The following is a 25,225-nucleotide window of genomic DNA, read 5'->3' on the forward strand; positions in this document are numbered from 1 at the left end:
GCCGCCGGCGAAGCGGACCCGACGGGCCGACGGGACACACCCCGTCGGCCCGTCGCGTTGTCGGTGGCACCCGATAGCCTGCACAAACAGGTGATCGATGGGAGGGCGCTGGTGCGCGTACTGGGGGTGGACCCGGGACTGACCCGGTGCGGCGTCGGGGTCGTCGAGGGGGTGGCGGGCCGCCCTCTGACCATGCTGGGCGTCGGCGTCGTGCGCACCCCGGTGGACGCCGAGCTGGGCCACCGCCTGGTCGCCGTCGAGCAGGGCCTGGAGGAATGGCTGGACGAGTACCGGCCGGAGTACGTCGCCGTGGAGCGCGTCTTCAGCCAGCACAACGTCCGCACGGTCATGGGCACCGCCCAGGCCAGCGCCGTCGCCACGCTGTGCGCCGCCCGCCGCGGCATCCCCGTCGCCCTGCACACCCCCAGCGAGGTCAAGGCCGCCGTCACCGGCAGCGGCCGCGCGGAGAAGGCACAGGTCGGCGCCATGGTCACCCGGCTGCTGCGGCTCAGCGCCCCGCCCCGGCCCGCCGACGCCGCCGACGCGCTCGCCCTCGCCATCTGCCACATCTGGCGCGCCCCCGCGCAGAACCGACTCCAGCAGGCCGCCGCCCTGCACGCATCGAAAGGCCGTAGGAGATGATCGCCTTCGTCAGCGGCACGGTCGCCGCGCTCGCCCCCGACGCCGCGGTGGTCGAGGTGGGCGGCGTCGGCATGGCCGTCCAGTGCACCCCGACCACGCTCAGCGAGCTGCGCGTCGGCCGGCCCGCGAAACTGCACACCAGCCTCGTCGTCCGCGAGGACTCCCTGACGCTGTACGGCTTCGCCGACGAGGACGAGCGGCAGGTGTTCGAGCTGCTCCAGACCGCCAGCGGCGTCGGACCGCGGCTCGCCCAGTCGATGCTCGCCGTGCACAGCCCCGACGCTCTGCGGCGCGCCGTCGCCACCGGCGACGAGAAGGCGCTCACCGCCGTCCCCGGCATCGGCAAGAAGGGCGCCCAGAAGCTGCTGCTCGAGCTGAAGGACCGGCTCGGCGAACCGGCGGGACCGCCCGCCGTGGGCGCCCCCGCGGGCAGCGGCTGGCGGGACCAGCTGCACGCCGCCCTGATCGGCCTCGGCTACGCCACCCGCGAGGCCGACGAGGCGGTCGCCGCCGTGGCACCGCAGGCCGAGGCCGCCGGGGGCCCGCCCCAGATCGGCGCGCTGCTCAAGGCCGCCCTGCAGACGCTGAACCGCGCCCGATAGCCGTACGGAGAGCTGAGGCACACGCATGAACTGGGACGACACGGCCGACACCCCCGCCGCCGAGCGGCTCGTCGGCGCGTCCGCCGACCGCGAGGACCAGGCCGTCGAGGCCGCCCTGCGCCCCAAGGACCTGGGCGAGTTCATCGGCCAGGAGAAGGTCCGCGAACAACTCGACCTGGTGCTGCGCGCCGCCCGCGCCCGCGGCGCCACCGCCGACCATGTGCTGCTCTCCGGCGCCCCCGGCCTCGGCAAGACCACCCTCTCCATGATCATCGCGGCCGAGATGAACGCCCCCATCCGCATCACCAGCGGCCCGGCCATCCAGCACGCGGGCGACCTCGCCGCGATCCTCTCCTCCCTCCAGGAGGGAGAGGTGCTCTTCCTCGACGAGATCCACCGCATGTCCCGGCCCGCCGAGGAGATGCTCTACATGGCCATGGAGGACTTCCGGGTCGACGTGATCGTCGGCAAGGGCCCCGGCGCCACCGCGATCCCGCTGGAGCTGCCCCCCTTCACCCTGGTCGGCGCCACCACCCGCGCCGGGCTGCTGCCGCCGCCGCTGCGCGACCGCTTCGGCTTCACCGCGCACATGGAGTTCTACGAGCCCGCCGAGCTGGAGCGGGTCATCCACCGGTCGGCGAGCCTGCTGGACGTCGAGATCGACGCCGACGGCGCCGCCGAGATCGCCGGCCGCTCCCGCGGCACCCCGCGCATCGCCAACCGCCTGCTGCGCCGCGTCCGCGACTACGCACAGGTCAAGGCCGACGGCAGGATCACCCGGGAGATCGCATCGGCGGCCCTCGCCGTCTACGAGGTCGACGCCCGCGGCCTGGACCGGCTCGACCGGGCCGTCCTGGAGGCCCTGCTGAAGCTGTTCGGCGGGGGACCGGTGGGCCTGTCCACGCTCGCCGTCGCGGTCGGCGAGGAACGTGAGACGGTGGAGGAGGTGGCCGAGCCCTTCCTGGTCCGGGAAGGGCTGCTCGCGCGCACGCCCCGCGGCCGGGTCGCCACCCCGGCGGCATGGGCGCATCTCGGCCTCACCCCGCCGCGCTCACAGGCCCCAGGAAACGGACAAGGGGACCTGTTCGGGGCGTGACGGCGTGCATGGTGGCCGGGGCAGGAACCCCGGTGCCATGCTGAGCGTTGTTCCATGCGCGCGGACTCGCTTAGACTCCGCCGATGCCACCGTTGTCGGCGGCATCACATACCCCCAACCATCAGGCCGTTCACCATCGCGGTCGTGTGAAGGAAGTTCCGACCCGTGAGTCTCCTGACCCTCCTCCCGTTCATTGTGCTCATCGGGGCCATGTTCCTGATGACCCGGTCGGCCAAGAAGAAGCAACAGCAGGCCATCGAGATGCGGAACCAGATGCAGCCCGGTTCCGGCGTCCGCACCATCGGGGGCATGTACGCCACGGTCAAGGAGGTCAATGAGGACACGGTCCTCCTCGACGCCGGACCGGGCGTCGAGCTGCTCTTCGCCAAGAACGCCATCGGTGCCGTGCTCAGCGACGACGAGTACAACCGCATCGTCCACGGCATCGAGCACGACCTGAAGTCCGACCTCGTGCCCGACGACGCCTCCTCCCTCACCGAGACCGACGACTCCTCCGACGCTGCCGCCGCCTCCGACGACACGCCCGTCGACCTCGGCAAGAAGGACCAGGCCGACGACGCCGCCGAGGCGGAGACGGACGAGAAGCCGAAGAAGTCCGAGGGCGACTCCGAGGCGAAGTAGTCATGTCGCGGGGCGCGCGGGGCAGGGCCCCGCGCGCCCCGCGATGTGCCCAGCTCGCACGGAATCCCTAGACCATGTCATGGCCGCCCGCCCGCCGACCCGGTGCGAGGCGGCCCGAGAGGGAGTACGAGAAGGTGGCAGCACCTAAGAAGGGCCGGAATGCGGGCGCCCAGAGCAAGCCATGGCGCTCACTGGCCCTGATCCTGATCGCCATCGTGGGGCTCACCGCGGGAATGTTCGCCTCCGGCCAGACCACCCCGCGACTGGGCATCGACCTGGCGGGCGGCACCAGCATCACGCTGCGTGCGGAACCCGAGGCGGGCCAGGAGTCCGCGATCAACAAGACCAACATGGACACGGCCGTCTCCATCATGGAGCGCCGGGTCAACGGTCTTGGCGTCTCGGAGGCCGAGGTCCAGACCCAGGGCGATCGCAACATCATCGTCAACATTCCCAAGGGCACCAACTCCAAGCAGGCCCGGGAACAGGTCGGCACCACGGCCAAGCTGTACTTCCGCCCGGTGATCGCCCGGGAGGCGGGCGGTGCCGCTCCCACCCCCGAGGCTTCCTCGAGTCCTTCGGCCGGCTCCGGCAAGGCGGAGGACACGAAGGAGAAGGACGGGAAGAAGGACGAGAGCAGCTCGCCCAGCCCCTCGGCCACCTCTCAGGGACGCGCGGTCACCGACGGCCTCAAGGCCGACGCGAGCCCGTCCCCGAAGGCCTCCGAGTCCAAGGGATCCGGTGACGGGGACGGGGGCGGCAAGGGCGACGCGTCCGACCCGCAGAACAGCAAGCTGCAGGCCGAGTACGCCGCCCTCGACTGCACCAAGCCCGACCAGCGGACCACGGCGGGCAAGGGCGCCAAGCCCGACGAGGCCACCGTCGCCTGCGGTCAGGACTCGCAGGGCCAGTGGCAGAAGTACCTGCTCGGCCCGGCCGAGGTCGACGGCACCGACGTCGACGACGCCCAGGCGGTCTACGACACCCAGGCCGGCACCGGCTGGAAGGTCACCCTCGGCTTCACGGACAAGGGCTCCAAGAAGTTCGCGAGCATCACCGGCAAGCTGGCCCAGCAGCAGTCCCCGCAGAACGAGTTCGCCATCGTTCTGGACGGCAACGTGGTCTCCAACCCGTACGTGACCCAGTCGCTGAGCAGCAACGCCGAGATCTCCGGCAACTTCACGCAGGAATCGGCCAAGAACCTGGCCAACGTCCTCTCCTACGGCGCCCTGCCGCTGACCTTCAAGGAGGACAGCGTCACCACCGTCACCGCCGCGCTCGGCGGTGAGCAGCTGCGGGCCGGTCTGATCGCCGGTGCCATCGGTCTCGCCCTGGTCGTCGCCTACCTGCTGATCTACTACCGGGGCCTGTCGTTCATCGCGATCGCCTCGCTGCTGGTCTCCGCGGCCCTCACGTACCTGATCATGTCGCTGCTCGGCCCGGCCATCGGCTTCGCGCTGAACCTCCCGGCCGTCTGCGGTGCCATCGTCGCCATCGGCATCACCGCGGACTCGTTCATCGTCTACTTCGAACGCGTCCGGGACGAGATCCGCGAGGGCCGCTCGCTGCGCCCCTCGGTGGAGCGGGCCTGGCCGCGCGCCCGGCGCACCATCCTGGTCTCCGACTTCGTGTCGTTCCTCGCCGCCGCGGTGCTCTTCGCCGTCACCGTCGGCAAGGTCCAGGGCTTCGCGTTCACGCTGGGCCTGACCACCCTCCTCGACGTGGTGGTGGTCTTCCTGTTCACCAAGCCGCTGCTGACGCTGATGGCCCGCCGGAAGTTCTTCGCGAGCGGCCACAAGTGGTCGGGCCTCGACCCCAAGGCGCTCGGCGCCAAGCCCCCGCTGCGCCGCACCCGCCGCCCCGCCGGTCCCGTCGAGACGAAGGAGGCGTGAGCGATGTCGAAACTCGGCACCCTCGGCGCCCGGTTGCACCATGGCGAGGTCGGCTACGACTTCGTCAAGAACCGCAAGATCTGGTACGGCATCTCCATCCTGATCACCATCACGGCCATCGTCGGCCTGGCGGTGCGCGGCCTGCACATGGGCATCGAGTTCCAGGGCGGAGCGGTCTTCAGCACCCCGAAGAACATGAGCGTCTCCGTCGCCCAGGCGGAGGAGTACGCGGAGGAGGCGTCGGGCCACGACGCCATCGTCCAGAAGCTGGGTGACGGCAGCCTGCGCATCCAGGTCGCGGGCATCGACACCAAGGCCTCGGACACCATCAAGGAGCAGCTGTCGGAGGACCTGAAGGTCGAGTCCGAGCAGATCAACGCCGAACTCGTCGGTCCCAGCTGGGGCGAGCAGATCGCCAACAAGGCCTGGCAGGGCCTGGGCATCTTCCTGGTCCTCGTGGTGATCTATCTGGCGATCGCCTTCGAATGGCGCATGGCGTTCGCCGCGTTCGTCGCCCTGATCCACGACATCACCATCACCGTCGGCGTCTACGCCCTGGTGGGCTTCGAGGTCACCCCGGGCACGGTGATCGGTCTGCTCACCATCCTCGGTTACTCGCTCTACGACACGGTCGTCGTCTTCGACAGCCTCAAGGAGCAGACCAAGGACATCACCAAGCAGACCCGCTGGACCTACAGCGAGATCGCCAACCGCTCGATCAACAGCACCCTGGTCCGCTCCATCAACACCACGGTGGTCGCGCTGCTGCCGGTCGCCGGACTGCTGTTCATCGGCGGCGGCGTCCTGGGCGCCGGCATGCTGAACGACATCTCCCTGTCGCTGTTCGTCGGCCTCGCCGCCGGTGCGTACTCCTCGATCTTCATCGCCACCCCGCTCGTCGCCGACCTCAAGGAACGCGACCCCGCGATGAAGGCGCTGAAGAAGCGGGTGCTCGCCAAGCGGGCACAGGGCAAGTCCGCGCCGGAGCCCGAGCCCGTCGGCAGCGGCGGCCTCGGAGGCGGGACGCAGGACGCCGCTCCCGCGGTGGTCGGCCCCCGCAACCAGCCCGCGTCCCGCAGCCGCGGCCGCGGCCGTCCCTCGGGGAAGCGCCGATGACCGAGATCCGGGATCTGCTGCTCAGCCGCATCCGTGACGTGGCCGACTACCCGCAGCCGGGGGTGATGTTCAAGGACATCACGCCCCTGCTGGCGGACCCGGCGGCCTTCACCGCGCTCACCGACGAGCTGGCCGGCATCGCCGGTCAGACCGGCGCCACCAAGGTCATCGGCCTGGAGGCGCGCGGCTTCATCCTGGGCGCCCCGGTGGCCGTCCGCGCGGGCCTCGGCTTCGTGCCCGTGCGCAAGGCGGGCAAGCTCCCCGGAGCCACCCTCAGCCAGGCCTACGAGCTGGAGTACGGCTCCGCCGAGATCGAGGTGCACGCGGAGGACCTGGGAGGCGACGACCGGGTCCTGATCGTCGACGACGTGCTGGCCACCGGCGGCACCGCCGAGGCGTCCGTCCAGCTCGTCCGCCGGGCCGGCGCCGAGGTCGCGGGCCTGGCCGTCCTGATGGAGCTCGGCTTCCTCGGCGGCCGGGAACGCCTGGAGCCCGCCCTCGCGGGCGCCCCCCTGGAGGCCCTGCTGCGCCTGTGAGGCCCAGCGGTCCGCTGCCACCGACGGTGCCCCCGCCGCCCGCCCCGCCCGGACGGGGAGCGGCGGGGGCACCGTCGCGTCGGCGCCTTCCCGGCGCCGGCGCCCCGCCGCGGGGAGCGGACCAGGAGGAATCAGACGCAGGTCCCGGGCGTTTTTCCGGTTGACCGTCCTCACACCGGACAACAGGAGATCGAACGGTCCAGGATCGCTACCATGGGATCTCCGGAGCCTGACCGGGGGACCCGGATCGCGCACGAGGAGTCCTCTTGCCAGACGAGGCCCAGCACCTGACCGCCGCCAAGCCCGAGTCCGCCTCGGCGGCCGCGGACAAGCCCGCGCCGAACACGCCCCAGGCGAAGAACGACACCCGCGGGCCGGTCCAGCGCGCCCAGGCAGCGCCCGTCGACAAGCCCGAGCAGTCGCGTTCCAAGCCGGCCTCGCCGGAGCGCCTGGCCCCCACCGCCCGCCCCAACACCGGCCAGCCCGCCCGTTCCGGCTCCTCCAACCGCGTCCGCGCCCGGCTCGCCCGCCTCGGTGTGCAGCGCGCCAACCCGTACAACCCGGTTCTGGAGCCGCTGCTGCGGATAGTGCGCAGCAACGACCCCAAGATCGAGAACTCCACGCTCCGCCAGATCGAGAAGGCCTACCAGGTCGCCGAACGCTGGCACCGCGGGCAGAAGCGCAAGAGCGGCGACCCGTACATCACCCACCCGCTCGCGGTGACCACGATCCTCGCCGAACTCGGCATGGACCCGGCCACGCTCATGGCCGGACTGCTGCACGACACCGTCGAGGACACCGAGTACGGCCTCGAGCAGCTGCGCCGCGACTTCGGGGACACCGTCGCCCTGCTCGTCGACGGCGTCACCAAGCTGGACAAGGTCAAGTTCGGCGAGGCCGCCCAGGCCGAGACCGTGCGCAAGATGGTCGTCGCCATGGCCAAGGACCCCCGCGTCCTGGTCATCAAGCTCGCCGACCGCCTGCACAACATGCGCACCATGCGCTACCTCAAGCGCGAGAAGCAGGAGAAGAAGGCGCGCGAGACCCTGGAGATCTACGCGCCGCTCGCCCACCGGCTGGGCATGAACACCATCAAGTGGGAGCTGGAGGACCTCGCCTTCGCGATCCTCTACCCCAAGATGTACGACGAGATCGTCCGCCTGGTGGCCGAGCGCGCCCCCAAGCGCGACGAGTACCTCGCCATCGTCACCGACGAGGTCCAGCAGGACCTGCGCGCCGCCCGCATCAAGGCGACCGTCACCGGCCGGCCCAAGCACTACTACAGCGTCTACCAGAAGATGATCGTCCGCGGCCGTGACTTCGCGGAGATCTACGACCTGGTGGGCATCCGCGTCCTCGTGGACACCGTCCGCGACTGCTACGCGGCCCTCGGCACCGTGCACGCGCGATGGAACCCGGTCCCCGGCCGGTTCAAGGACTACATCGCGATGCCGAAGTTCAACATGTACCAGTCGCTGCACACGACGGTCATCGGCCCCGGCGGCAAACCGGTCGAGCTGCAGATCCGCACCTTCGACATGCACCGCCGCGCCGAGTACGGCATCGCCGCGCACTGGAAGTACAAGCAGGAGGCCGTGGCCGGCGCCTCCAAGATCCGCACCGACGCGCCCAAGTCGTCCGGCAAGGACAAGGACGCCATCAACGACATGGCGTGGCTGCGGCAGCTCCTCGACTGGCAGAAGGAGACCGAGGACCCGGGCGAGTTCCTGGAGTCGCTGCGCTTCGACCTGTCCCGCAACGAGGTCTTCGTCTTCACGCCCAAGGGCGACGTGATCGCGCTCCCGGCCGGCGCCACGCCGGTCGACTTCGCCTACGCGGTCCACACCGAGGTCGGCCACCGCACCATAGGGGCCCGGGTCAACGGCCGCCTGGTGCCGCTGGAGTCCACCCTGGACAACGGCGACCTGGTCGAGGTCTTCACCTCCAAGGCGCCCGGCGCCGGCCCGTCCCGGGACTGGCTGGGGTTCGTCAAGTCGCCGCGCGCCCGCAACAAGATCCGTGCCTGGTTCTCCAAGGAGCGCCGGGACGAGGCGATCGAGCAGGGCAAGGACGCCATCGTCCGCGCCATGCGCAAGCAGAACCTGCCGATCCAGCGCATCCTCACCGGCGACTCCCTGGTCACGCTGGCGCACGAGATGCGCTACTCGGACATCTCCGCGCTGTACGCGGCGATCGGCGAGGGCCATGTCTCCGCGCAGAACATCGTGCAGAAGCTGGTGCAGGCCCTCGGCGGTGAGGAGGCGGCCAGCGAGGAGATCGACGAGGCGGTGCCCCCGGCCCGCTCGCGCAGCCGCAAGCGCCGCTCCAGCGCCGACCCCGGCGTGATCGTCAAGGGTGTCGAGGACGTCTGGGTGAAGCTCGCCCGCTGCTGCACCCCGGTGCCCGGCGACCCGATCATCGGCTTCGTCACCCGCGGCAGCGGCGTCTCGGTGCACCGCAGCGACTGCGTGAACGTCGACTCGCTGTCCAAGGAGCCCGAGCGGATCCTCGAGGTCGAGTGGGCGCCCACCCAGTCCTCGGTCTTCCTGGTCGCCATCCAGGTCGAGGCCCTGGACCGCTCCCGGCTGCTCTCGGACGTCACCCGCGTGCTGTCCGACCAGCACGTCAACATCCTCTCCGCGGCCGTCCAGACCTCCCGCGACCGGGTCGCCACCTCCCGCTTCACCTTCGAGATGGGCGACCCCAAGCACCTCGGCCACGTCCTCAAGGCCGTCCGCGGCGTCGAGGGCGTCTACGACGTCTACCGCGTCACCTCGGCCCGCAACCGCGGCTGACCCGCGGCGCACCAGCGCCCGGAGCGAGGCGGAGAGTCCGGCCGGCGGCGGCGAGGGACGAGAACGACAAGAGGCGACGACAAGGACGACGACACGAGACGACAAGAGGGGCTCCCGTACGGTACGGGAGCCCCTCTTCCGTGCCCGGTGTCAGCCGCCGAACTCCTGCAGACCCTTCAGAGCCTGGTCGAGCAGGGCCTGGCGGCCCTCCAGCTCGCGCTCCAGCTTCTCCGCCTTGGCGGTGTTGCCCTGGGCGCGGGCCTGCTCGATCTCGCCCTTGAGCTTGTCCACGGCAGCCTGCAGCTGGCCGGTCAGACCCTCGGCGCGCGCCCGGGCCTCCGGGTTGGTGCGCCGCCACTCGGCCTCCTCGGCCTCCTGGATCGCCCGCTCCACCGCGTGCATCCGGCCCTCGACCTTCGGGCGGGCGTCCCGCGGCACATGGCCGATGGTCTCCCAGCGCTCGTTGATCGCACGGAACGCGGCCCGCGCCGCCTTCAGGTCCGTGATCGGCAGCAGCTTCTCGGCCTCCTCGGCCAGTTCCTCCTTCAGCTTGAGGTTCTCCGCCTGCTCGGCGTCACGCTCGGCGAACACCGCGCTGCGCGCCGCGAAGAAGATGTCCTGGGCGCCGCGGAAGCGGTTCCACAGGTCCTCCTCGTGCTCGCGCTGGGCGCGTCCCGCGGCCTTCCACTCCGCCATCAGCTCCCGGTAGCGCGCCGCCGTCGGACCCCAGTCCGTCGAGTCCGACAGCGCCTCCGCCTCGGCGACCAGCCGCTCCTTGATGCGGCGGGCCTCCTCGCGCTGTGCGTCCAGCTGCGCGAAGTGCTGCTTGCGCCGCTTGGAGAACTGCGACCGGGCGTGCGAGAACCGGTGCCACAGTTCGTCGTCCGACTTGCGGTCCAGCCGCGGCAGGCTCTTCCAGGTCTCCACCAGCGCCCGCAGCCGCTCACCGGCCGCCCGCCACTGATCGGAGGTGGCCAGCTGCTCCGCCTCGCTGACCAGCTCCTCCTTGGCCCGCCGCGCCTCCTCGGCCTGCCGGGCCCGCTGCGCCTTGCGTTCCTCGCGGCGCTTCTCCACCAGCTCCACGAGCTTGTCCAGCCGGACCTTCAGGGCGTCCAGGTCACCCACCGCGTGATGGGCGTCCACCTGCTCGCGGATGTGCTCGATCGCGGCCAGGGCGTCCTTCGACGACAGGTCGGTGGTCTTCACTCGCTTCTCGAGGAGGCCGATCTCGACAACCAGGCCCTCGTACTTGCGCTCGAAGTAGGCCAGAGCCTCCTCGGGGGAGCCTGCCTGCCAGGAACCGACGACCTTCTCGCCGTCGGCCGTACGCACGTACACGGTCCCCGTCTCGTCGACGCGGCCCCACGGGTCGCTGCTCACAGCGCCTCCTCCACATGATGCCTGCGAGTCGCTTGTGCTCCCCCGGGCATCGTCCACAGTTTCGTCACGGCCAACATAGGCGACCGACGGGATGCCTGTCCGCATCCCGCGCGACCGAAATCTCGCAGATGGGGGTCAGGATTTCGTGACGCTCGCCTTGTCGATCACGACCGTCGCGTTGGGCGCCCCGTCGCCCATGCCCGTGCTCTCCCCGGCCTTGGCGATCTTCTGCAGTACCTTCATGCCGGCCTTCGAGACCGTACCGAACGGTGTGTAGTTGGGCGGCAGCTGGCTGTCCTTGTAGACCAGGAAGAACTGGCTGCCTCCACTGTTCTTCTGCCCGGTGTTCGCCATCGCGACCGTGCCGGCCGGATAGATGTTGTCCTTGAGGCTCTTGTCCTTCAGATTCTCGTCCGGGATCGTGTAGCCCGGCCCGCCGGTGCCCATGCCCGTGGGGTCGCCGCACTGCAGGACATAAATGCCCTGAGTGGTCAGCCGGTGGCACTTGGTGTGGTCGAAGTAGCCCTGGCCGGCCAGGAACTCGAACGAGTTGACCGTGTGCGGCGCCGCCGACGCCTTCATCGCCACGTCTATCTCACCGCATGTGGTGTCCAGTTTCAGCGTGTACTTCGCCGACTTGTCGATCTCGAGCGCCGGCTCCTTCTTCCACGTCTTGTTCTTCGGCTCGCCCGGGGCCGGCTTGTCACAGGGGTCCGGCGCCTTGCTGGTCGGGGAGGCGCTGGGGGTGATCTCCGCGCTCGCGTTGGTCTTCTCGTCGTCCTGCTTGAGCACCCCGGTCGTGTACAGCGCCAGGCTGCCGATCAGGACGACGCCGAGCACCGAAGCGATCACCGAGTTGCGGATGCGCGCCTTGCGCCGCGCTTCGATACGCCGCTGCTGCTGCCGCAAGAACTTCTCCCGGGCGAGCTGACGCCGCCGCTGTTCCTGGCTGACCACCGGGTTAACTCCTCATGCGTCTCGTGTGTCGACCGGTACGCGTGCGTGCGGTGAGCCGACCGTCTGCGTGTGACCCGTACCGTATATGGGTTCGCTGAGGATTCGGCAGCGCCGGTAGGCTCTGACCGCGGGCTCGGCCCGCCGCAAGCCTTGTGTACCGACTCGAACGAAGGACGATCGTGCTCATTGCCGGGTTCCCCGCCGGAGCATGGGGGACGAACTGTTATCTCGTCGCCCCCGCAGCCGGTGAGGAGTGCGTGATCATCGACCCCGGCCACCAGGCCGCGCCCGGAGTGGAGGAGGCGGTCCGCAAGCACCGGCTGAAGCCGGTCGCCGTCGTCCTCACGCACGGCCACATCGACCACGTCGCCTCGGTCGTCCCCGTCTGCGGCGCCCACGACGTGCCGGCCTGGATCCACCCCGAGGACCGGTACATGATGAGCGACCCCGAGAAGGCGCTGGGCCGCTCCATCGGGATGCCGCTGCTCGGCGAGCTGACCGTGGGGGAGCCGGACGACGTCAAGGAGCTGGCCGACGGCGCGAAGCTGCAGCTGGCGGGTCTGGAGTTCGGCGTCTCGCACGCGCCGGGCCATACCAAGGGGTCGGTGACCTTCGGCCTGCCCGAGGCGGCGGACATCCCGCCGATCCTGTTCTCGGGCGACCTGCTGTTCGCCGGCTCCATCGGACGCACCGACCTGCCCGGCGGTGACATGGCCGAGATGCTCGACTCGCTGGCCCGCGTGTGCCTGCCGCTCGACGACTCGACCGTGGTGCTGTCCGGCCACGGCCCCCAGACCACCATCGGCCAGGAGCGCGCCACCAACCCGTATCTGCGGCAGGTGGCCGCCGGCCTGGGAGCCCAGGAGGCTCCCCGACGAGGAATGTGACGAGACCTTCCGTGAGCACTTTCAAGGCCCCCAAGGGCACGTACGACCTGATCCCGCCGGAGTCGGCCAAGTACCTCGCCGTCCGTGAGGCGTTCGCCGCCCCGCTGCGCAACTCCGGCTACGGCTACATCGAGACGCCCGGCTTCGAGAACGTGGAGCTGTTCGCCCGCGGCGTCGGCGAGTCCACGGACATCGTGACCAAGGAGATGTACGCCTTCGAGACCAAGGGCGGCGACAAGCTCGCCCTGCGCCCCGAGGGCACCGCCTCCGTGCTGCGCGCCGCCCTGGAGGCCAACCTGCACAAGGCGGGCAACCTCCCGGTCAAGCTCTGGTACTCCGGCTCGTACTACCGCTACGAGCGCCCGCAGAAGGGCCGCTACCGTCACTTCTCCCAGGTCGGCGCCGAGGCGATCGGCGCGGAGGACCCGGCCCTCGACGCCGAGCTGATCATCCTCGCCGACCAGGCGTACCGCTCGCTGGGCCTGCAGAACTTCCGGATCCTGCTCAACAGCCTCGGCGACAAGGAGTGCCGCCCGGTCTACCGCGCCGCGCTGCAGGACTTCCTGCGCGGGCTCGACCTGGACGAGGACACCCGCCGCCGCATCGACATCAACCCGCTGCGGGTGCTCGACGACAAGCGGGAGTCGGTGCAGAAGCAGCTCGCCGGGGCCCCGCTGCTGCGGGACTACCTGTGCGACGCGTGCAAGGCGTACCACGAGGAGGTCCGCGAGCTGATCACCGCGGCGGGCGTGGCCTTCGAGGACGACCCCAAGCTGGTGCGCGGCCTCGACTACTACACCCGCACCACCTTCGAGTTCGTCCACGACGGCCTGGGCTCCCAGTCGGCGGTGGGCGGCGGCGGCCGCTACGACGGCCTGTCGGAGATGATCGGCGGCCCCGCGCTGCCGTCCGTCGGCTGGGCCCTCGGCGTCGACCGCACCGTGCTCGCCCTGGAGGCGGAGGGCATCGAGCTCGAACTCCCCGCCACCACCAGCGTGTTCGCCGTCCCGCTGGGCGAGGAGGCCCGCCGGGTGCTGTTCACCAAGGTCACCGAGCTGCGCAAGAACGGCATCGCGGCGGACTTCTCCTACGGCGGCAAGGGCCTCAAGGGCGCCATGAAGAACGCCAACCGCAGCGGCGCCCGCTACACGATCGTGGCCGGCGAGCGGGATCTCGCCGAGGGCGTGGTCCAGCTCAAGGACATGGAGTCCGGCGAGCAGGTTCCGGTCGGCGTGAACGAGATCGTCGCGGAGCTGGAGTCCCGGCTCGGCTGAGGGACCGCTCCGCCCGCGCGGTTCCGCAGGCGCCGGAGGCCGATCGCCCCCGGCGCCTGCGCGCACGCCGTACATCCGTACGACACTGCGACGAACATCGGCCGAAACCGAACGCTCACGGGTGAGTGCCGGTCATTCCTTATGCCCGGCGAACGGCGCCGCCGCGGGCCCGTGCGGCACAATGGCCCCTGCCCGAAGCAAGGCCCACACTCGCTAGTGACGGAATCGGCGTGATGAGCAAGACGACACTCAAGGACGTCGCCATGGAGCCCGAGCACTCGCCCGCGCAGCGCACCGCCGGCGGGCGGCGCACCGAGGGCGGCAGCCGGGCCCTCGCCCTGCTGCTGGTGATCACCGGCGCGGCCGGAGTGCTCGCCGCCTGGGTCATCACGCTGGACAAGTTCAAGATCCTCGAGGCCAAGGTCAGAGGCGAGACCTTCACGCCGGGCTGCAGCCTCAACCCGATCGTCTCCTGCGGCAGCGTCATGGAGAGCGACCAGGCCTCCGTCTTCGGCTTCCCCAACCCGGTGCTCGGCCTCGTCACCTACGGCATCGTGATCTGCGTCGGCATGAGCCTGCTCGCCGGGGCACGCTTCCCGCGCTGGTACTGGCTCACCTTCAACGCGGGCACCCTCTTCGGCGTCGCCTTCTGCGCCTGGCTGATGTTCCAGTCCCTGTACCGGATCAACGCCCTGTGCCTGTGGTGCTGCCTGGCCTGGGTCGCCACGATCATCATGTTCTGGTACGTGACCTCCTTCAACGTGCGCAAGGGCTTCCTGCCCGCGCCCTCCTGGCTGAAGAGCTTCTTCGGTGAGTTCACCTGGGTCATGCCGGTGCTGCACATCGGCGTGATCGGCATGCTGATCCTCACCCGCTGGTGGGACTTCTGGACCGGCTGACGGCCCCGGCCCGGGTGTCGGTGCGGTGATTTAGGGTTCTTGTCGTGGAGCCCGACCTGTTCACCGCCGCAGCCGAAGAACGCCAGGAGAAGGATCCGACCGGCAGCCCTCTGGCGGTCCGGATGCGCCCGCGCACCCTCGACGAGGTGGTGGGCCAGCAGCATCTGCTCAAGCCCGGCTCCCCGCTGCGCAGACTGGTCGGCGAGGGCGCCTCGGGCCCCGCCGGGCCCTCCTCGGTGATCCTCTGGGGCCCGCCCGGCACGGGCAAGACGACTCTGGCCCACGTCGTCTCCAAGGCCACCAACGCGCGCTTCGTGGAGCTGTCGGCGATCACCGCGGGCGTCAAGGAGGTCCGCACGGTGATCGACGGCGCCCGCCGCGCCTCCGGCGGCTACGGCCAGGAGACCGTCCTCTTCCTCGACGAGATCCACCGCTTCAGCAAGGCCCAGCAGGACTCGCTGCTCCCCGCCGTGGAGAACCGCTGGGTCACCCTGATCGCCGCGACCACCGAGAACCCCTACTTCTCGGTCATCTCCCCGCTGCTCTCCCGCTCCCTGCTGCTCACCCTCGAACCGCTCACCGACGACGACATCCGCGGCCTGATCCGGCGGGCGCTCACCGACGAGCGGGGCCTCAAGGGCGCCGTCACGCTCGCCGAGGACACCGAGAACCACCTGCTGCGCATCGCCGGCGGGGACGCCCGCCGGGCGCTCACCGCGCTGGAGGCGGCCGCCGGGGCCGCCCTCGACAAGGGTGAGAGCGAGGTGTCGCTGACCACGCTGGAGGAGACCGTCGACCGGGCGGCCGTGAAGTACGACCGGGACGGCGACCAGCACTACGACGTGGCCAGCGCCCTGATCAAATCCATCCGCGGCTCCGACGTGGACGCCGCGCTGCACTACCTGGCCCGCATGATCGAGGCCGGCGAGGACCCCCGCTTCATCGCCCGGCGCCTGATGATCTCCGCCAGCGAGGACATCGGCCTCGCCGACCCCAACGCGCTGCCCATCGCGGTCGCCGCGGCCCAGGCCGTATCCATGATCGGCTTCCCGGAGGCGGCCCTCACCCTCAGCCACGCCACCATCGCCCTGGCCCTCGCCCCGAAGTCCAATGCGGCGACCACGGCGATCGGCGCCGCGCTGGAGGACGTGCGCAAGGGCCTGGCCGGGCCGGTGCCGGCCCACCTGCGGGACAGCCACTACCGGGGCGCGGCCGGGCTCGGCCACGGCAAGGGGTACGTCTACCCGCACGACCTGCCCGAGGGCATCGCCCAGCAGCAGTACGCCCCGGACGCCCTCAAGGACCGGGAGTACTACCAGCCCACCCGGCACGGGGCCGAGGCCCGCTACGCGGACGCCGTGGAGTGGACCAGGAAGCACCTGGGGCGCAAGCGGTCCTGAGCACCCTGTAAACTCTGCTGGAGTGCTGCGTCCTGTGCTGTCAGAGCGGGACAGTCAGCCGGAGCCCGATCCCGGCGGGATCGGTTCCAGGAGCGTCGCGCACCGGCGAACGGTGTCGCGGGCAGCCCACCACCACCCGGAGTCCCGGGAACGGTCGGTGGGCCACTCGCGTGCTGCACGTATGTGCCCAGACCAGGGGAGCGGCTGCCCGGCAGGTCCCTCGCGGACCCGCAGGGATTCCCCGGCTGCGGATGCGACCTCCCAGCAGACCTGACAAGCCGACACTAGGAAATGAGTAACAGTGGCGAACCAGTCCCGCCCCAAGGTCAAGAAGTCGCGTGCCCTCGGCATCGCGCTGACCCCGAAGGCCGTCAAGTACTTCGAGGCCCGTCCGTACCCGCCCGGTGAGCACGGCCGTGGGCGCAAGCAGAACTCGGACTACAAGGTCCGTCTGCTGGAGAAGCAGCGTCTGCGCGCGCAGTACGACATCTCCGAGCGCCAGCTGGTCCGCGCCTACGAGCGTGCCGTCAAGGTGCAGGGCAAGACCGGTGAGGCCCTGATCGTGGAGCTGGAGAAGCGCCTCGACGCGCTGGTCCTGCGCTCGGGCATCGCCCGCACGATCTACCAGGCCCGCCAGATGGTCACGCACGGCCACATCCAGGTCAACGGCAAGAAGGTCGACAAGCCCTCCTTCCGTGTCCGCCCGGACGACGTCGTGCAGGTCCGTGACCGCTCCAAGGACAAGACGCTCTTCCAGATCGCCCGCGAGGGTGGCTTCGCCCCCGAGGGCGAGACCCCGCGCTACCTCCAGGTGAACCTCAAGGCCCTGGCGTTCCGCCTGGACCGCGAGCCCAACCGCAAGGAGATCCCGGTGGTCTGCGACGAGCAGCTCGTCGTCGAGTACTACGCCCGCTGACCCAGCAGGCAGCGTCTCCGCGGCCCGCCGCTGTCCCGCCCTTCCGGGCGGGGCGCGGCGGGTTCGTGCTTCCCGGCCCGCTCGGCCCGGCGAGGGCGGCCCGGCCCGGTGGGGGCGGGACGGCCGCTCGGCGGCGTTCCGGTCACGGCCCCGGTGCGCCCCGGCCCGGAGCCACCTCCTTCCGGCCCCGACCCCGGCCGCCGGGCCCCGCTCCCGGGCGGGGGCGCGGGCGACCGCCGGCTTCCCGGCCGGGGCACGTGCCGCCCCGGGCCCCGCTCCCGGGCGGGAGGCCCCGGTCGTGGACCTGTGGACCTGGTCCGGTGGCGTCCCGCCCCGCCTTCCGGTGCCGCCACACGGCCCGTCCGGCAGACGCTGACCGCGCCGGCCGCATCTCCCGGTCCCGGTCCGCCTCACGGCACCCGGCGCACCATCCGCCCGGGCCCTCGGGGCGCACATCTCGTGCCGAGCGCTGCCCGGGGCCGAGCAGGCCGGGAACCGACCCGCGCGCGTGCATCCGGCGCGCCCCGGCGGACCGGCCGAGCGGCGCGCCGGCAGCTGCACCGACGCGCACCGGCGGACCGCCGCGGGCTCGAGGCCCGGCGGGCAGCCCACACCATGCCTGCGGTGTGCCTGTGTGCCGGTGTGCCGGTGGGCCGCGCCGTCCTGGAGGAGGCGCCCGCTCGGCGCCGGCCGCCGTGCGGGCATGCGGCGTGTCGGAGGGGCCGGCCGCCGGGCCGCGCGCCGGCGCGGTGCCCCCCGGCCGTCTCACCGTCGGCGCGAGTCCCGGCGGCTCGGTCTGGCGGCGCGCACGGCTTGCCGGGCGCCGGTGCGGCTCCGGCGTGGCGCCGCAGCCCGCCTCGCCGACTCTGCGCGGGCGCGCACCGGGTGCGCGGAGCTCTCACCGACTGCGCCTGACGCCCCGCCAGTCCGGTGGGGCGGCGCGGGCGGAAGCCCGGTGGGCGCCGGGCGTGATCGGCCCGGCGCGGTCCGTACAATCGGGGCCCGCGGCTCCACCGGTGCCGGAGGTTAATCCGGTACGGGGTCGTGTCACCGGCGCGATAGGCTCGGTGACACGACTTTCTCGATGTTCAGGCACGTTTCAGGGAGCGGGTGCACACAGTGTCCGGTGGAGAGGTGGCCGGGATCCTGGTGGCCGTCTTCTGGGCGATCCTGGTCTCCTTCCTCGCGGTGGCTCTCGCGAGGCTGGCCCAGACGCTCAGGGCGACCACCAAGCTCGTGGCGGACGTGACCGACCAGGCCGTCCCGCTGCTGGCCGACGCCTCCGCGGCGGTGCGCTCCGCGCAGACCCAGATCGAACGGGTCGACGCGATCGCCTCCGACGTGCAGGAGGTCACCTCCAACGCCTCCGCGCTGTCCACCACCGTCGCCTCCACCTTCGGCGGCCCCCTCGTCAAGGTCGCCGCCTTCGGCTACGGCGTGCGCCGTGCCCTGAGCGGCCGCAAGGACGAGGCGCCCGCCCGGGCGCCGGGGCGCACCGTGATCGTGGGCCGTACCGTCCCGGGCGCGCGCCGCGACCGGCGCAGCCGCGGGACCTCCCGGGGAAAGAGAGACTGACCGAGCGATGTTCCGCCGTACGTTCTGGTTCACCACCGGCGTCGCAGCCGGCGTGTGGGCCACCACCAAGGTCAACCGCAAGCTCAAGCAGCTGACGCCCGAGCACCTCGCCGTCGCCGCCGCGAACAAGGCGCTCGAGGCCGGTGGCCGGCTGAAGGACCGCGCGGTGGACTTCGCGCTCGAGGTCCGCGACAACATGGCCCAGCGCGAGGCCGAACTCGGCGACGCGCTCGGGCTCAACGCCCCCGTCGACCGCGAACTGCCCGCCCCCCGGCTCTACGCCGTCATCGAGAACCGCAGCAGGCCCCCGTACGCCGAGGGCCTGACGTACAAGACGTACCCGTACAACCGGAATGAGGACCACTGATGGAGTCGGCCGAGATCCGCCGCCGCTGGCTGAGCTTCTTCGAGGAGCGCGGGCACACCGTCGTCCCGTCGGCGTCGCTCATCGCGGACGACCCGACTCTGCTGCTCGTCCCGGCCGGCATGGTGCCCTTCAAGCCCTACTTCCTCGGCGAGGTCAAGCCGCCCTTCACCCGCGCCACCAGCGTCCAGAAGTGCGTGCGCACGCCGGACATCGAAGAGGTCGGCAAGACCACCCGGCACGGCACGTTCTTCCAGATGTGCGGCAACTTCTCCTTCGGCGACTACTTCAAGGAAGGCGCCATCAAGCTCGCCTGGGAGCTGCTCACCACGCCCCAGGACAAGGGCGGTTACGGCCTCGACCCCGAACGTCTGTGGATCACCGTCTACAAGGACGACGACGAGGCCGAGCAGATCTGGCACGAGGTCATCGGCGTGCCGAAGGAGCGCATCCAGCGACTCGGCATGAAGGACAACTTCTGGTCCATGGGCGTCCCCGGCCCGTGCGGCCCCTGCTCCGAGATCAACTACGACCGTGGTCCCGAGTTCGGCCCCGAGGGCGGCCCCGCCGTCAACGACGAGCGGTACGTGGAGATCTGGAACCTCGTCTTCATGCAGTACGAGCGGGGCGAGGGCACGGGCAAGGACGACTTCGAGATCCTCGGCGAACTGCCCAGCAAGAACATCGACACCGGCCTCGGCCTCGAGCGGCTCGCCATGATTCTGCAGGGCGTGCAGAACATGTACGAGATCGACACCTCGATGGCCGTGATCGAGAAGGCCACCGAGCTGACCGGCGTCCGCTACGGCGACTCCGAGGACTCGGACGTGTCCCTGCGCGTGGTCACCGACCACATGCGCACCGCCACCATGCTCATCGGCGACGGTGTCACCCCGGGCAACGAGGGCCGCGGCTACGTGCTGCGCCGCATCATGCGCCGCGCCATCCGCAACATGCGCCTGCTCGGCGCCACCGGCCCGGTCGTCAAGGACCTGATCGACGTCGTCATCGGCATGATGGGCCGGCAGTACCCCGAGCTGATCACCGACCGCGAGCGCATCGAGAAGGTCGCCCTCGCCGAGGAGAACGCCTTCCTCAAGACGCTCAAGGCCGGCACCAACATCCTCGACACCGCCGTGGCCGAGACCAAGGCCGCCGGCTCCACCGTGCTGCCCGGCGACAAGGCCTTCCTGCTCCACGACACCTGGGGTTTCCCGATCGACCTCACCCTGGAGATGGCCGCCGAGCAGGGCCTGTCCGTGGACGAGGAGGGCTTCCGCCGCCTGATGAAGGAGCAGCGGGAGCGCGCCAAGGCCGACGCCCAGGCCAAGAAGACCGGCCACGCCGACCTCGGCGCCTACCGCGAGATCGCCGACCGGGCCGGCGCCACCGACTTCATCGGCTACACCGACACCGAGGGCGAGTCCACGATCGTGGGCCTTCTCGTCGACGGCGTCTCCTCCCCGGCCGCCACCGAGGGCGACGAGGTCGAGGTCGTCCTGGACCGCACCCCCTTCTACGCCGAGGGCGGCGGCCAGATCGGCGACACCGGCCGGATCAAGACCGACGCCGGTGCCGTCATCGAGGTGCGCGACTGCCAGAAGCCGGTCCCCGGCGTCTACGTGCACAAGGGCGTGGTCCAGGTCGGCGAGGTCACCGTCGGTGCCAAGGCCCACGCCGCCATCGACGCCCCCCGCCGCAAGGCCATCGCCCGCGCCCACTCGGCCACCCACCTCACGCACCAGGCCCTGCGCGACGCCCTCGGCCCCACGGCCGCCCAGGCCGGTTCGGAGAACCAGCCCGGCCGCTTCCGCTTCGACTTCGGCTCGCCGTCCGCCGTGCCGCAGACGGTGATGCTCGACGTCGAGCAGAAGATCAACGAGGTGCTCGCCCGCGACCTGGACGTGCACGCCGAGATCATGGGCATCGACGAGGCCAAGAAGCAGGGCGCCATCGCCGAGTTCGGCGAGAAGTACGGCGACCGGGTGCGCGTGGTGACCATCGGCGACTTCTCCAAGGAGCTGTGCGGCGGCACCCACGTGCACAACACCGCCCAGCTGGGCCTGGTGAAACTGCTCGGCGAGTCCTCCATCGGCTCCGGTGTGCGCCGCATCGAGGCCCTCGTCGGCGTCGACGCCTACAGCTTCCTCGCCCGCGAGCACACGGTCGTCAACCAGCTCACCGAACTGCTCAAGGGCCGCCCGGAGGAGCTGCCCGAGAAGGTCTCCGCGATGCTCGGCCGGCTGAAGGACGCCGAGAAGGAGATCGAGAAGTTCCGCGCCGAGAAGGTGCTGCAGGCCGCCGCCGGTCTCGCCGAGTCCGCCAAGGACATCCACGGCGTCGCCGTGGTCACCGGCCAGGTGCCGGACGGCACCACCGCCGACGACCTGCGCAAGCTGGTCCTGGACGTGCGCGGCCGCATCCGCGGCGGACGGGCCGCCGTGGTCGCCCTGTTCACCGTGAACAACGGCAAGCCGCTCACCGTGATCGCCACCAACGACGCCGCCCGCGAGCGCGGCCTGAAGGCCGGTGAGCTGGTCCGCACCGCCGCCAAGACCCTCGGCGGTGGTGGTGGCGGCAAGCCGGACGTCGCCCAGGGCGGCGGCCAGAACCCGGCCGCCGTCGGCGAGGCCGTCCAGGCCGTCGAACGCCTGGTCGCGGAGACGGCCAAGTAATGCGCAGGGGACGCCGTCTCGCCGTCGACGTCGGGGACGCCCGTATCGGGGTCGCCTCCTGCGACCCCGACGGCATCCTCGCCACACCGGTCGAGACCGTCCCCGGCCGGGACGTCCCGGCCGCACACCGGCGCCTGCGGCAGCTCGTCGAGGAGTACGAGCCCATCGAGGTCGTGGTCGGTCTCCCTCGCTCCCTCAAGGGGGGCGAGGGGCCGGCCGCCGCCAAGGTGCGCGCCTTCGCCCAGGAGCTGGCCAAGGGCATCGCCCCCGTCCCGGTACGGCTCGTCGACGAACGTATGACCACCGTCACAGCGAGCCAGGGACTGCGCGCCTCGGGCGTGAGGTCCAAGAAAGGCAGATCGGTCATCGACCAGGCAGCGGCCGTGATCATCCTGCAGCAGGCCCTCGAATCCGAACGGGTGTCAGGCAATGCACCCGGCGAGGGCGTCGAAGTGGTCATCTGATCGCGATACGGTAACGTTCCGCGCGATGCGGCGGTGTTCGAACAGCCGCCGCACAGAAAGAGGCGGAGGACGGCCGCGGTCTTCAGGTGGCCCGGCGGTCACCGCCTCGCGGCTCTAGGGGATCGATGACTGAGTATGGCCGGGGCCAAGGCTCCGAACCGTGGCATCCGGACGACCCGTTGTACGGGGACGGCGGATGGGGAGGGCAGCAGGCCGATCAGGGCCCGCAGTCTCCCTACGCCGGCCAGCCGCAGCAGCATTACCCGCAGCAGTCGCACACGCACCAGCAGTACGGGGACTGGGGTACCGCCGAACAGAACGGCTACGGCGGACATGACCAGAACGGCTACGGCGGACAGCAGTACCCGCAGTACGACCAGCAGTACGCCCACCAGCAGCAGCATCAGCAGCACTACGACACCAGCGGCTGGCACACCGGCACCCACCCGCAGGATCCCTACGCCGCCGCGGCGCAGGACCCCTACGGGCAGGGCGGCGGCTATCCGGGGCAGCAGTCCGACTACTACGGCAGCCCGGAGGGATACCCTCCGCCCCAGCCGCCCGGCCGCAGGCGCGCCGCCCCGGAGCCCGAGCCGCCGACCGACTGGGACCCCGGACCCGACCAGGGCGAACACGCCTTCTTCGCGGGCGGCGGTGACGACGAGGACGACGACTACGACGATCCGGGCGACCGCCGCCGCAGGGGCGGCAAGGGCGCCAAGGAGAAGAAGCGCCGCGGCGGGTGCGCCTGTCTGGTGGTGGCCCTGGTCTTCGGCGGGGGACTGGCCGGCGCGGGCTATTACGGCTGGCAGTTCTACCAGGATCGTTTCGGCAGCGCCCCGGACTTCGCCGGCGACGGCAACGGGCAGAAGGTGACCGTCACCATCCCCAAGGGCGCCACCGGCGCGGTCATCGGCCAGGTGCTCAAGAGGGCCGGCGTGGTCAAGAGCGTCGACGCCTTCGTGGCGGCGCAGGCGGGCAACCCCCAGGGCAAGTCGATCCAGGACGGCGTCTACACGCTGGAGAAGCAGATGTCGGCCGCGAGCGCGGTCGAGCTGATGCTCAGCCCGGAGAGCCGCAACAACCTGATCATCCGCGAGGGACTGCGGAACGCCCAGGTCTACGAACTCATCGACAAACGCCTCGAGCTCAAGGCGGGCACCACCGCGAAGGTCGCCAAGCAGAAGGCGGACCAGCTCGGCCTCCCCGGCTGGGCGAAGGGCCACAAGAACGTCAAGGACCCGCTGGAAGGCTTCCTCTTCCCGTCCAGCTACGGCGTCTCCAAGGGGCAGAAGCCCGAGGACGTCCTGAAGAACATGGTCGCCCAGGCCAACCAGGTCTACGAGAAGCTCGACGTGGAGGCGAAGGCCGAGGGGCTCGGTCTCAAGGACCCCTGGCAGCTGGTGACCGTCGCAAGCCTCGTCCAGGCCGAGGGCACCAGCCACAGCGACTTCCGCAAGATGGCCGAGGTCATCTACAACCGGCTCGAGCCGGGCAACACCGAGACCAACGGCATGCTGGAGTTCGACTCCACGTACAACTACATCAAGAACCAGAGCAAGATCGACCTCTCGCTCTCCGAACTGCGCAACTACGACAACCCGTACAACACGTACTACTACAAGGGCCTGCCGCCCGGCCCCATCGGCAACCCCGGTGAGGAAGCGGTCAAGGGTGCGCTCGACCCCACCGACGACGGCTGGTACTACTTCATCTCGCTCGACGGGAAGACCAGCGAGTTCACCAAGACCAACGCCGAGCACCAGAAGCTGGTCGACAAGTTCAACGCCTCGAGGAAGAACGGATGACCTCACCGCGCCGGGCTGCCGTCCTCGGCTCCCCGATCGCACACTCGCTCTCCCCGGTGCTGCACCGCACCGCGTACGCCGAACTGGGGCTCGAGGGGTGGACGTACGACCGCTTCGAGGTCGACGAGAAGGCGCTGCCCGGATTCCTCGAGACGCTGGGGCCCGAGTGGGCCGGCCTGTCGCTGACCATGCCGCTGAAGCGGGCGGTGATCCCGCTGCTGGACTCGATCAGCGACACCGCCGCCTCGGTCGACGCCGTGAACACCGTCGTCCTCACCGCCGACGGCCGCCGCACCGGGGACAACACCGACATCCCCGGCATGGTGGCCGCGCTGCGCGAGCACGGCATCGTCCAGGTGGAGAGCGCCGCCGTCCTCGGCGCCGGCGCCACCGCCTCCTCCGCCCTCGCCGCCCTCGCCCGGATCTGCACCGGCGAGGTCACGGTCTACGTCCGCAGCGCGGCACGCGCCGCCGAGATGCGCCGCTGGGCCGAGCGGCTCCAGGTCGAGGTGCGCACCGCCGACTGGGCCGACGCCGAGCAGGCCCTGCACGCCCCGCTGGTGATCACCACCACCCCGGCCGGGGTCACCGACCCGCTCGCCCGCGCCGTCCCGGAGCGCCCGGCCGCCCTCTTCGACGTGCTCTACGACCCCTGGCCGACCGTCCTCGCCGCCCGCTGGTCGGCGTACGGCGGGGCGGTGATCAGCGGCCTCGACCTGCTGGTGCACCAGGCAGTCCTCCAGGTCGAGCAGATGACGGGACGCACTCCCGCGCCGCTGGAGGCCATGCGAAAAGCCGGCGAGCGGGCGCTGGCGAACCGCTAAGATCCACTCGCTGTTCCGCAGGGGGCGGAGCAGGGGAGGGGAGCATCCATGTCCACGGGGTTCGCCGGCGTCCAGCTGGCCGGCTGGAAGTCCCAGATCTTCGAAGCAGTGCTGGGCTTCCTGCCCGACTGGGTGCAGATCACGGCATACGCGCTGCTGGCGCTCGCGGTCCTCGTCTACTGGGGCCTGAAGATCAAGAACAAGATCGCTCAGCGGCGCGCCGCCCGCTCCGGACAGCCGGTCACCGCCCCCGCCCGCCCCGGCCAGGGCCGGGGCGCCGACTACCTCGGCGCCTACGCCCCGCAGCACGTGCAGCCCGCGCCGGCCCCTGAGCGGAGCGGGGCGGACTTCCTCGGCGCCTACGCCCCGCAGCGGCACCCGCAGGACGGCTGACGCGGGCGTCCGTCTGATGGACCGACGCCCGGGCACCCGGCCCGGACGTGGGAGGATCGGAGGCGGCGGGCCGGGGACGCGCGCACCC

The 25,225-nt window shown here is 71.0% G+C and carries 22 protein-coding genes; 20 read left to right on the top strand and 2 right to left on the bottom strand.

Annotated features, from left to right (window positions below; all coding sequences use genetic code 11):
* The first annotated feature begins 111 nt into the window (after positions 1-111).
* The 8 genes from ruvC to relA all read left to right on the top strand — a co-directional run bounded on the left by ruvC (position 112) and on the right by relA (position 9,321).
* Positions 112-642, top strand: a complete 531-nt coding sequence (ruvC, locus tag HCJ93_RS02495) for a crossover junction endodeoxyribonuclease RuvC (protein WP_167990834.1) — start codon at positions 112-114, stop codon at positions 640-642.
* A complete protein-coding gene (ruvA, locus tag HCJ93_RS02500; protein ID WP_167990647.1) occupies positions 639-1,244 on the top strand; it encodes a Holliday junction branch migration protein RuvA in 606 nt (201 codons plus the stop codon). The genes ruvC and ruvA overlap by 4 nt, the downstream gene beginning before the upstream one ends.
* Positions 1,245-1,269: 25 nt before the next feature.
* Positions 1,270-2,340 carry a Holliday junction branch migration DNA helicase RuvB gene (gene ruvB / locus HCJ93_RS02505; protein WP_167990649.1) on the top strand — a complete coding sequence of 357 codons (1,071 nt, stop codon included), beginning with the start codon at positions 1,270-1,272 and terminating at the stop codon, positions 2,338-2,340.
* Positions 2,341-2,505: 165 nt separating this feature from the next.
* Positions 2,506-2,982, top strand: a complete 477-nt coding sequence (gene yajC, locus HCJ93_RS02510) for a preprotein translocase subunit YajC (protein WP_167990651.1) — start codon at positions 2,506-2,508, stop codon at positions 2,980-2,982.
* A gap of 134 nt (positions 2,983-3,116) precedes the next feature.
* Positions 3,117-4,874: a protein translocase subunit SecD gene (gene secD, locus HCJ93_RS02515; protein WP_167990653.1), complete on the top strand. Its 1,758-nt coding sequence runs from the start codon at positions 3,117-3,119 to the stop codon at positions 4,872-4,874.
* Positions 4,875-4,877: 3 nt separating this feature from the next.
* On the top strand, positions 4,878-5,990 hold the full coding sequence (gene secF / locus HCJ93_RS02520) for a protein translocase subunit SecF (RefSeq protein WP_167990655.1): 1,113 nt from the start codon (positions 4,878-4,880) through the stop codon (positions 5,988-5,990).
* The gene (locus HCJ93_RS02525) at positions 5,987-6,526 is read left to right on the top strand and encodes an adenine phosphoribosyltransferase (RefSeq protein ID WP_167990657.1); all 540 of its coding nucleotides are present in this window, start codon (positions 5,987-5,989) and stop codon (positions 6,524-6,526) included. Before secF ends, HCJ93_RS02525 begins: the two co-directional genes overlap by 4 nt.
* 266 nt (positions 6,527-6,792) lie before the next feature.
* Entirely contained in the window at positions 6,793-9,321 is a 2,529-nt protein-coding gene (gene relA / locus HCJ93_RS02530; RefSeq protein WP_167990658.1) for a GTP pyrophosphokinase, read from the top strand.
* A 150-nt stretch (positions 9,322-9,471) separates the two neighbouring features.
* On the opposite strand, the gene HCJ93_RS02535 is transcribed toward relA, so the two are convergent.
* Together HCJ93_RS02535 and HCJ93_RS02540 are read right to left on the bottom strand one after the other, a co-directional pair.
* The gene (locus HCJ93_RS02535) at positions 9,472-10,701 is read right to left on the bottom strand and encodes a DUF349 domain-containing protein (protein ID WP_167990660.1); all 1,230 of its coding nucleotides are present in this window, start codon (positions 10,699-10,701) and stop codon (positions 9,472-9,474) included.
* Positions 10,702-10,836: 135 nt separating this feature from the next.
* The gene (locus HCJ93_RS02540) at positions 10,837-11,658 is read right to left on the bottom strand and encodes a peptidylprolyl isomerase (protein WP_167990661.1); all 822 of its coding nucleotides are present in this window, start codon (positions 11,656-11,658) and stop codon (positions 10,837-10,839) included.
* Between the two features lie 179 nt (positions 11,659-11,837).
* Between HCJ93_RS02540 and HCJ93_RS02545 the strand changes: the two genes are divergently transcribed.
* The 12 genes from HCJ93_RS02545 to HCJ93_RS02600 all read left to right on the top strand — a co-directional run bounded on the left by HCJ93_RS02545 (position 11,838) and on the right by HCJ93_RS02600 (position 25,137).
* Positions 11,838-12,545, top strand: a complete 708-nt coding sequence (locus tag HCJ93_RS02545; protein ID WP_167990663.1) for an MBL fold metallo-hydrolase — start codon at positions 11,838-11,840, stop codon at positions 12,543-12,545.
* 11 nt (positions 12,546-12,556) lie between these two features.
* Positions 12,557-13,819 carry a histidine--tRNA ligase gene (gene hisS / locus HCJ93_RS02550; protein WP_167990664.1) on the top strand — a complete coding sequence of 421 codons (1,263 nt, stop codon included), beginning with the start codon at positions 12,557-12,559 and terminating at the stop codon, positions 13,817-13,819.
* Positions 13,820-14,052: 233 nt separating this feature from the next.
* Positions 14,053-14,718 carry a vitamin K epoxide reductase family protein gene (locus HCJ93_RS02555; RefSeq protein WP_167990666.1) on the top strand — a complete coding sequence of 222 codons (666 nt, stop codon included), beginning with the start codon at positions 14,053-14,055 and terminating at the stop codon, positions 14,716-14,718.
* Positions 14,719-14,762: 44 nt separating this feature from the next.
* Positions 14,763-16,118, top strand: coding sequence for a replication-associated recombination protein A (locus tag HCJ93_RS02560; protein ID WP_167990667.1), 1,356 nt, complete (start codon positions 14,763-14,765; stop codon positions 16,116-16,118).
* A gap of 301 nt (positions 16,119-16,419) precedes the next feature.
* On the top strand, positions 16,420-17,034 hold the full coding sequence (rpsD, locus tag HCJ93_RS02565; RefSeq protein ID WP_167990677.1) for a 30S ribosomal protein S4: 615 nt from the start codon (positions 16,420-16,422) through the stop codon (positions 17,032-17,034).
* Positions 17,035-18,153: 1,119 nt separating this feature from the next.
* Positions 18,154-18,609: a DUF948 domain-containing protein gene (locus HCJ93_RS02570; RefSeq protein WP_167990679.1), complete on the top strand. Its 456-nt coding sequence runs from the start codon at positions 18,154-18,156 to the stop codon at positions 18,607-18,609.
* A gap of 7 nt (positions 18,610-18,616) precedes the next feature.
* Entirely contained in the window at positions 18,617-18,976 is a 360-nt protein-coding gene (locus HCJ93_RS02575) for a hypothetical protein (protein WP_167990680.1), read from the top strand.
* The gene (gene alaS / locus HCJ93_RS02580; RefSeq protein WP_167990682.1) at positions 18,976-21,648 is read left to right on the top strand and encodes an alanine--tRNA ligase; all 2,673 of its coding nucleotides are present in this window, start codon (positions 18,976-18,978) and stop codon (positions 21,646-21,648) included. Before HCJ93_RS02575 ends, alaS begins: the two co-directional genes overlap by 1 nt.
* Positions 21,648-22,112, top strand: coding sequence for a Holliday junction resolvase RuvX (gene ruvX / locus HCJ93_RS02585; RefSeq protein WP_167990684.1), 465 nt, complete (start codon positions 21,648-21,650; stop codon positions 22,110-22,112). The genes alaS and ruvX overlap by 1 nt, the downstream gene beginning before the upstream one ends.
* 125 nt (positions 22,113-22,237) lie before the next feature.
* A complete protein-coding gene (gene mltG, locus HCJ93_RS02590) occupies positions 22,238-23,920 on the top strand; it encodes an endolytic transglycosylase MltG (protein WP_167990685.1) in 1,683 nt (560 codons plus the stop codon).
* Entirely contained in the window at positions 23,917-24,744 is an 828-nt protein-coding gene (locus HCJ93_RS02595) for a shikimate dehydrogenase (RefSeq protein ID WP_167990686.1), read from the top strand. The genes mltG and HCJ93_RS02595 overlap by 4 nt, the downstream gene beginning before the upstream one ends.
* Before the next feature lie 48 nt (positions 24,745-24,792).
* Positions 24,793-25,137: a hypothetical protein gene (locus tag HCJ93_RS02600; RefSeq protein ID WP_167990687.1), complete on the top strand. Its 345-nt coding sequence runs from the start codon at positions 24,793-24,795 to the stop codon at positions 25,135-25,137.
* The last annotated feature ends 88 nt before the right edge of the window (positions 25,138-25,225 follow it).

This window comes from Streptomyces composti (assembly GCF_012034205.1).
In the GTDB taxonomy this organism is placed as follows: domain Bacteria; phylum Actinomycetota; class Actinomycetes; order Streptomycetales; family Streptomycetaceae; genus Streptomyces; species Streptomyces composti.

Coding starts and splice junctions, on each gene's coding strand:
- ruvX (WP_167990684.1), top strand. CDS start 21,648: ATGCGCAGGGGACGCCGTCTCGCCGTCGACGTCGGGGACGCCCGTATC.
- HCJ93_RS02575 (WP_167990680.1), top strand. CDS start 18,617: ATGTTCCGCCGTACGTTCTGGTTCACCACCGGCGTCGCAGCCGGCGTG.
- mltG (WP_167990685.1), top strand. CDS start 22,238: ATGACTGAGTATGGCCGGGGCCAAGGCTCCGAACCGTGGCATCCGGAC.
- HCJ93_RS02525 (WP_167990657.1), top strand. CDS start 5,987: ATGACCGAGATCCGGGATCTGCTGCTCAGCCGCATCCGTGACGTGGCC.
- HCJ93_RS02600 (WP_167990687.1), top strand. CDS start 24,793: ATGTCCACGGGGTTCGCCGGCGTCCAGCTGGCCGGCTGGAAGTCCCAG.
- HCJ93_RS02555 (WP_167990666.1), top strand. CDS start 14,053: ATGAGCAAGACGACACTCAAGGACGTCGCCATGGAGCCCGAGCACTCG.
- alaS (WP_167990682.1), top strand. CDS start 18,976: ATGGAGTCGGCCGAGATCCGCCGCCGCTGGCTGAGCTTCTTCGAGGAG.
- HCJ93_RS02595 (WP_167990686.1), top strand. CDS start 23,917: ATGACCTCACCGCGCCGGGCTGCCGTCCTCGGCTCCCCGATCGCACAC.
- ruvA (WP_167990647.1), top strand. CDS start 639: ATGATCGCCTTCGTCAGCGGCACGGTCGCCGCGCTCGCCCCCGACGCC.
- secF (WP_167990655.1), top strand. CDS start 4,878: ATGTCGAAACTCGGCACCCTCGGCGCCCGGTTGCACCATGGCGAGGTC.
- ruvB (WP_167990649.1), top strand. CDS start 1,270: ATGAACTGGGACGACACGGCCGACACCCCCGCCGCCGAGCGGCTCGTC.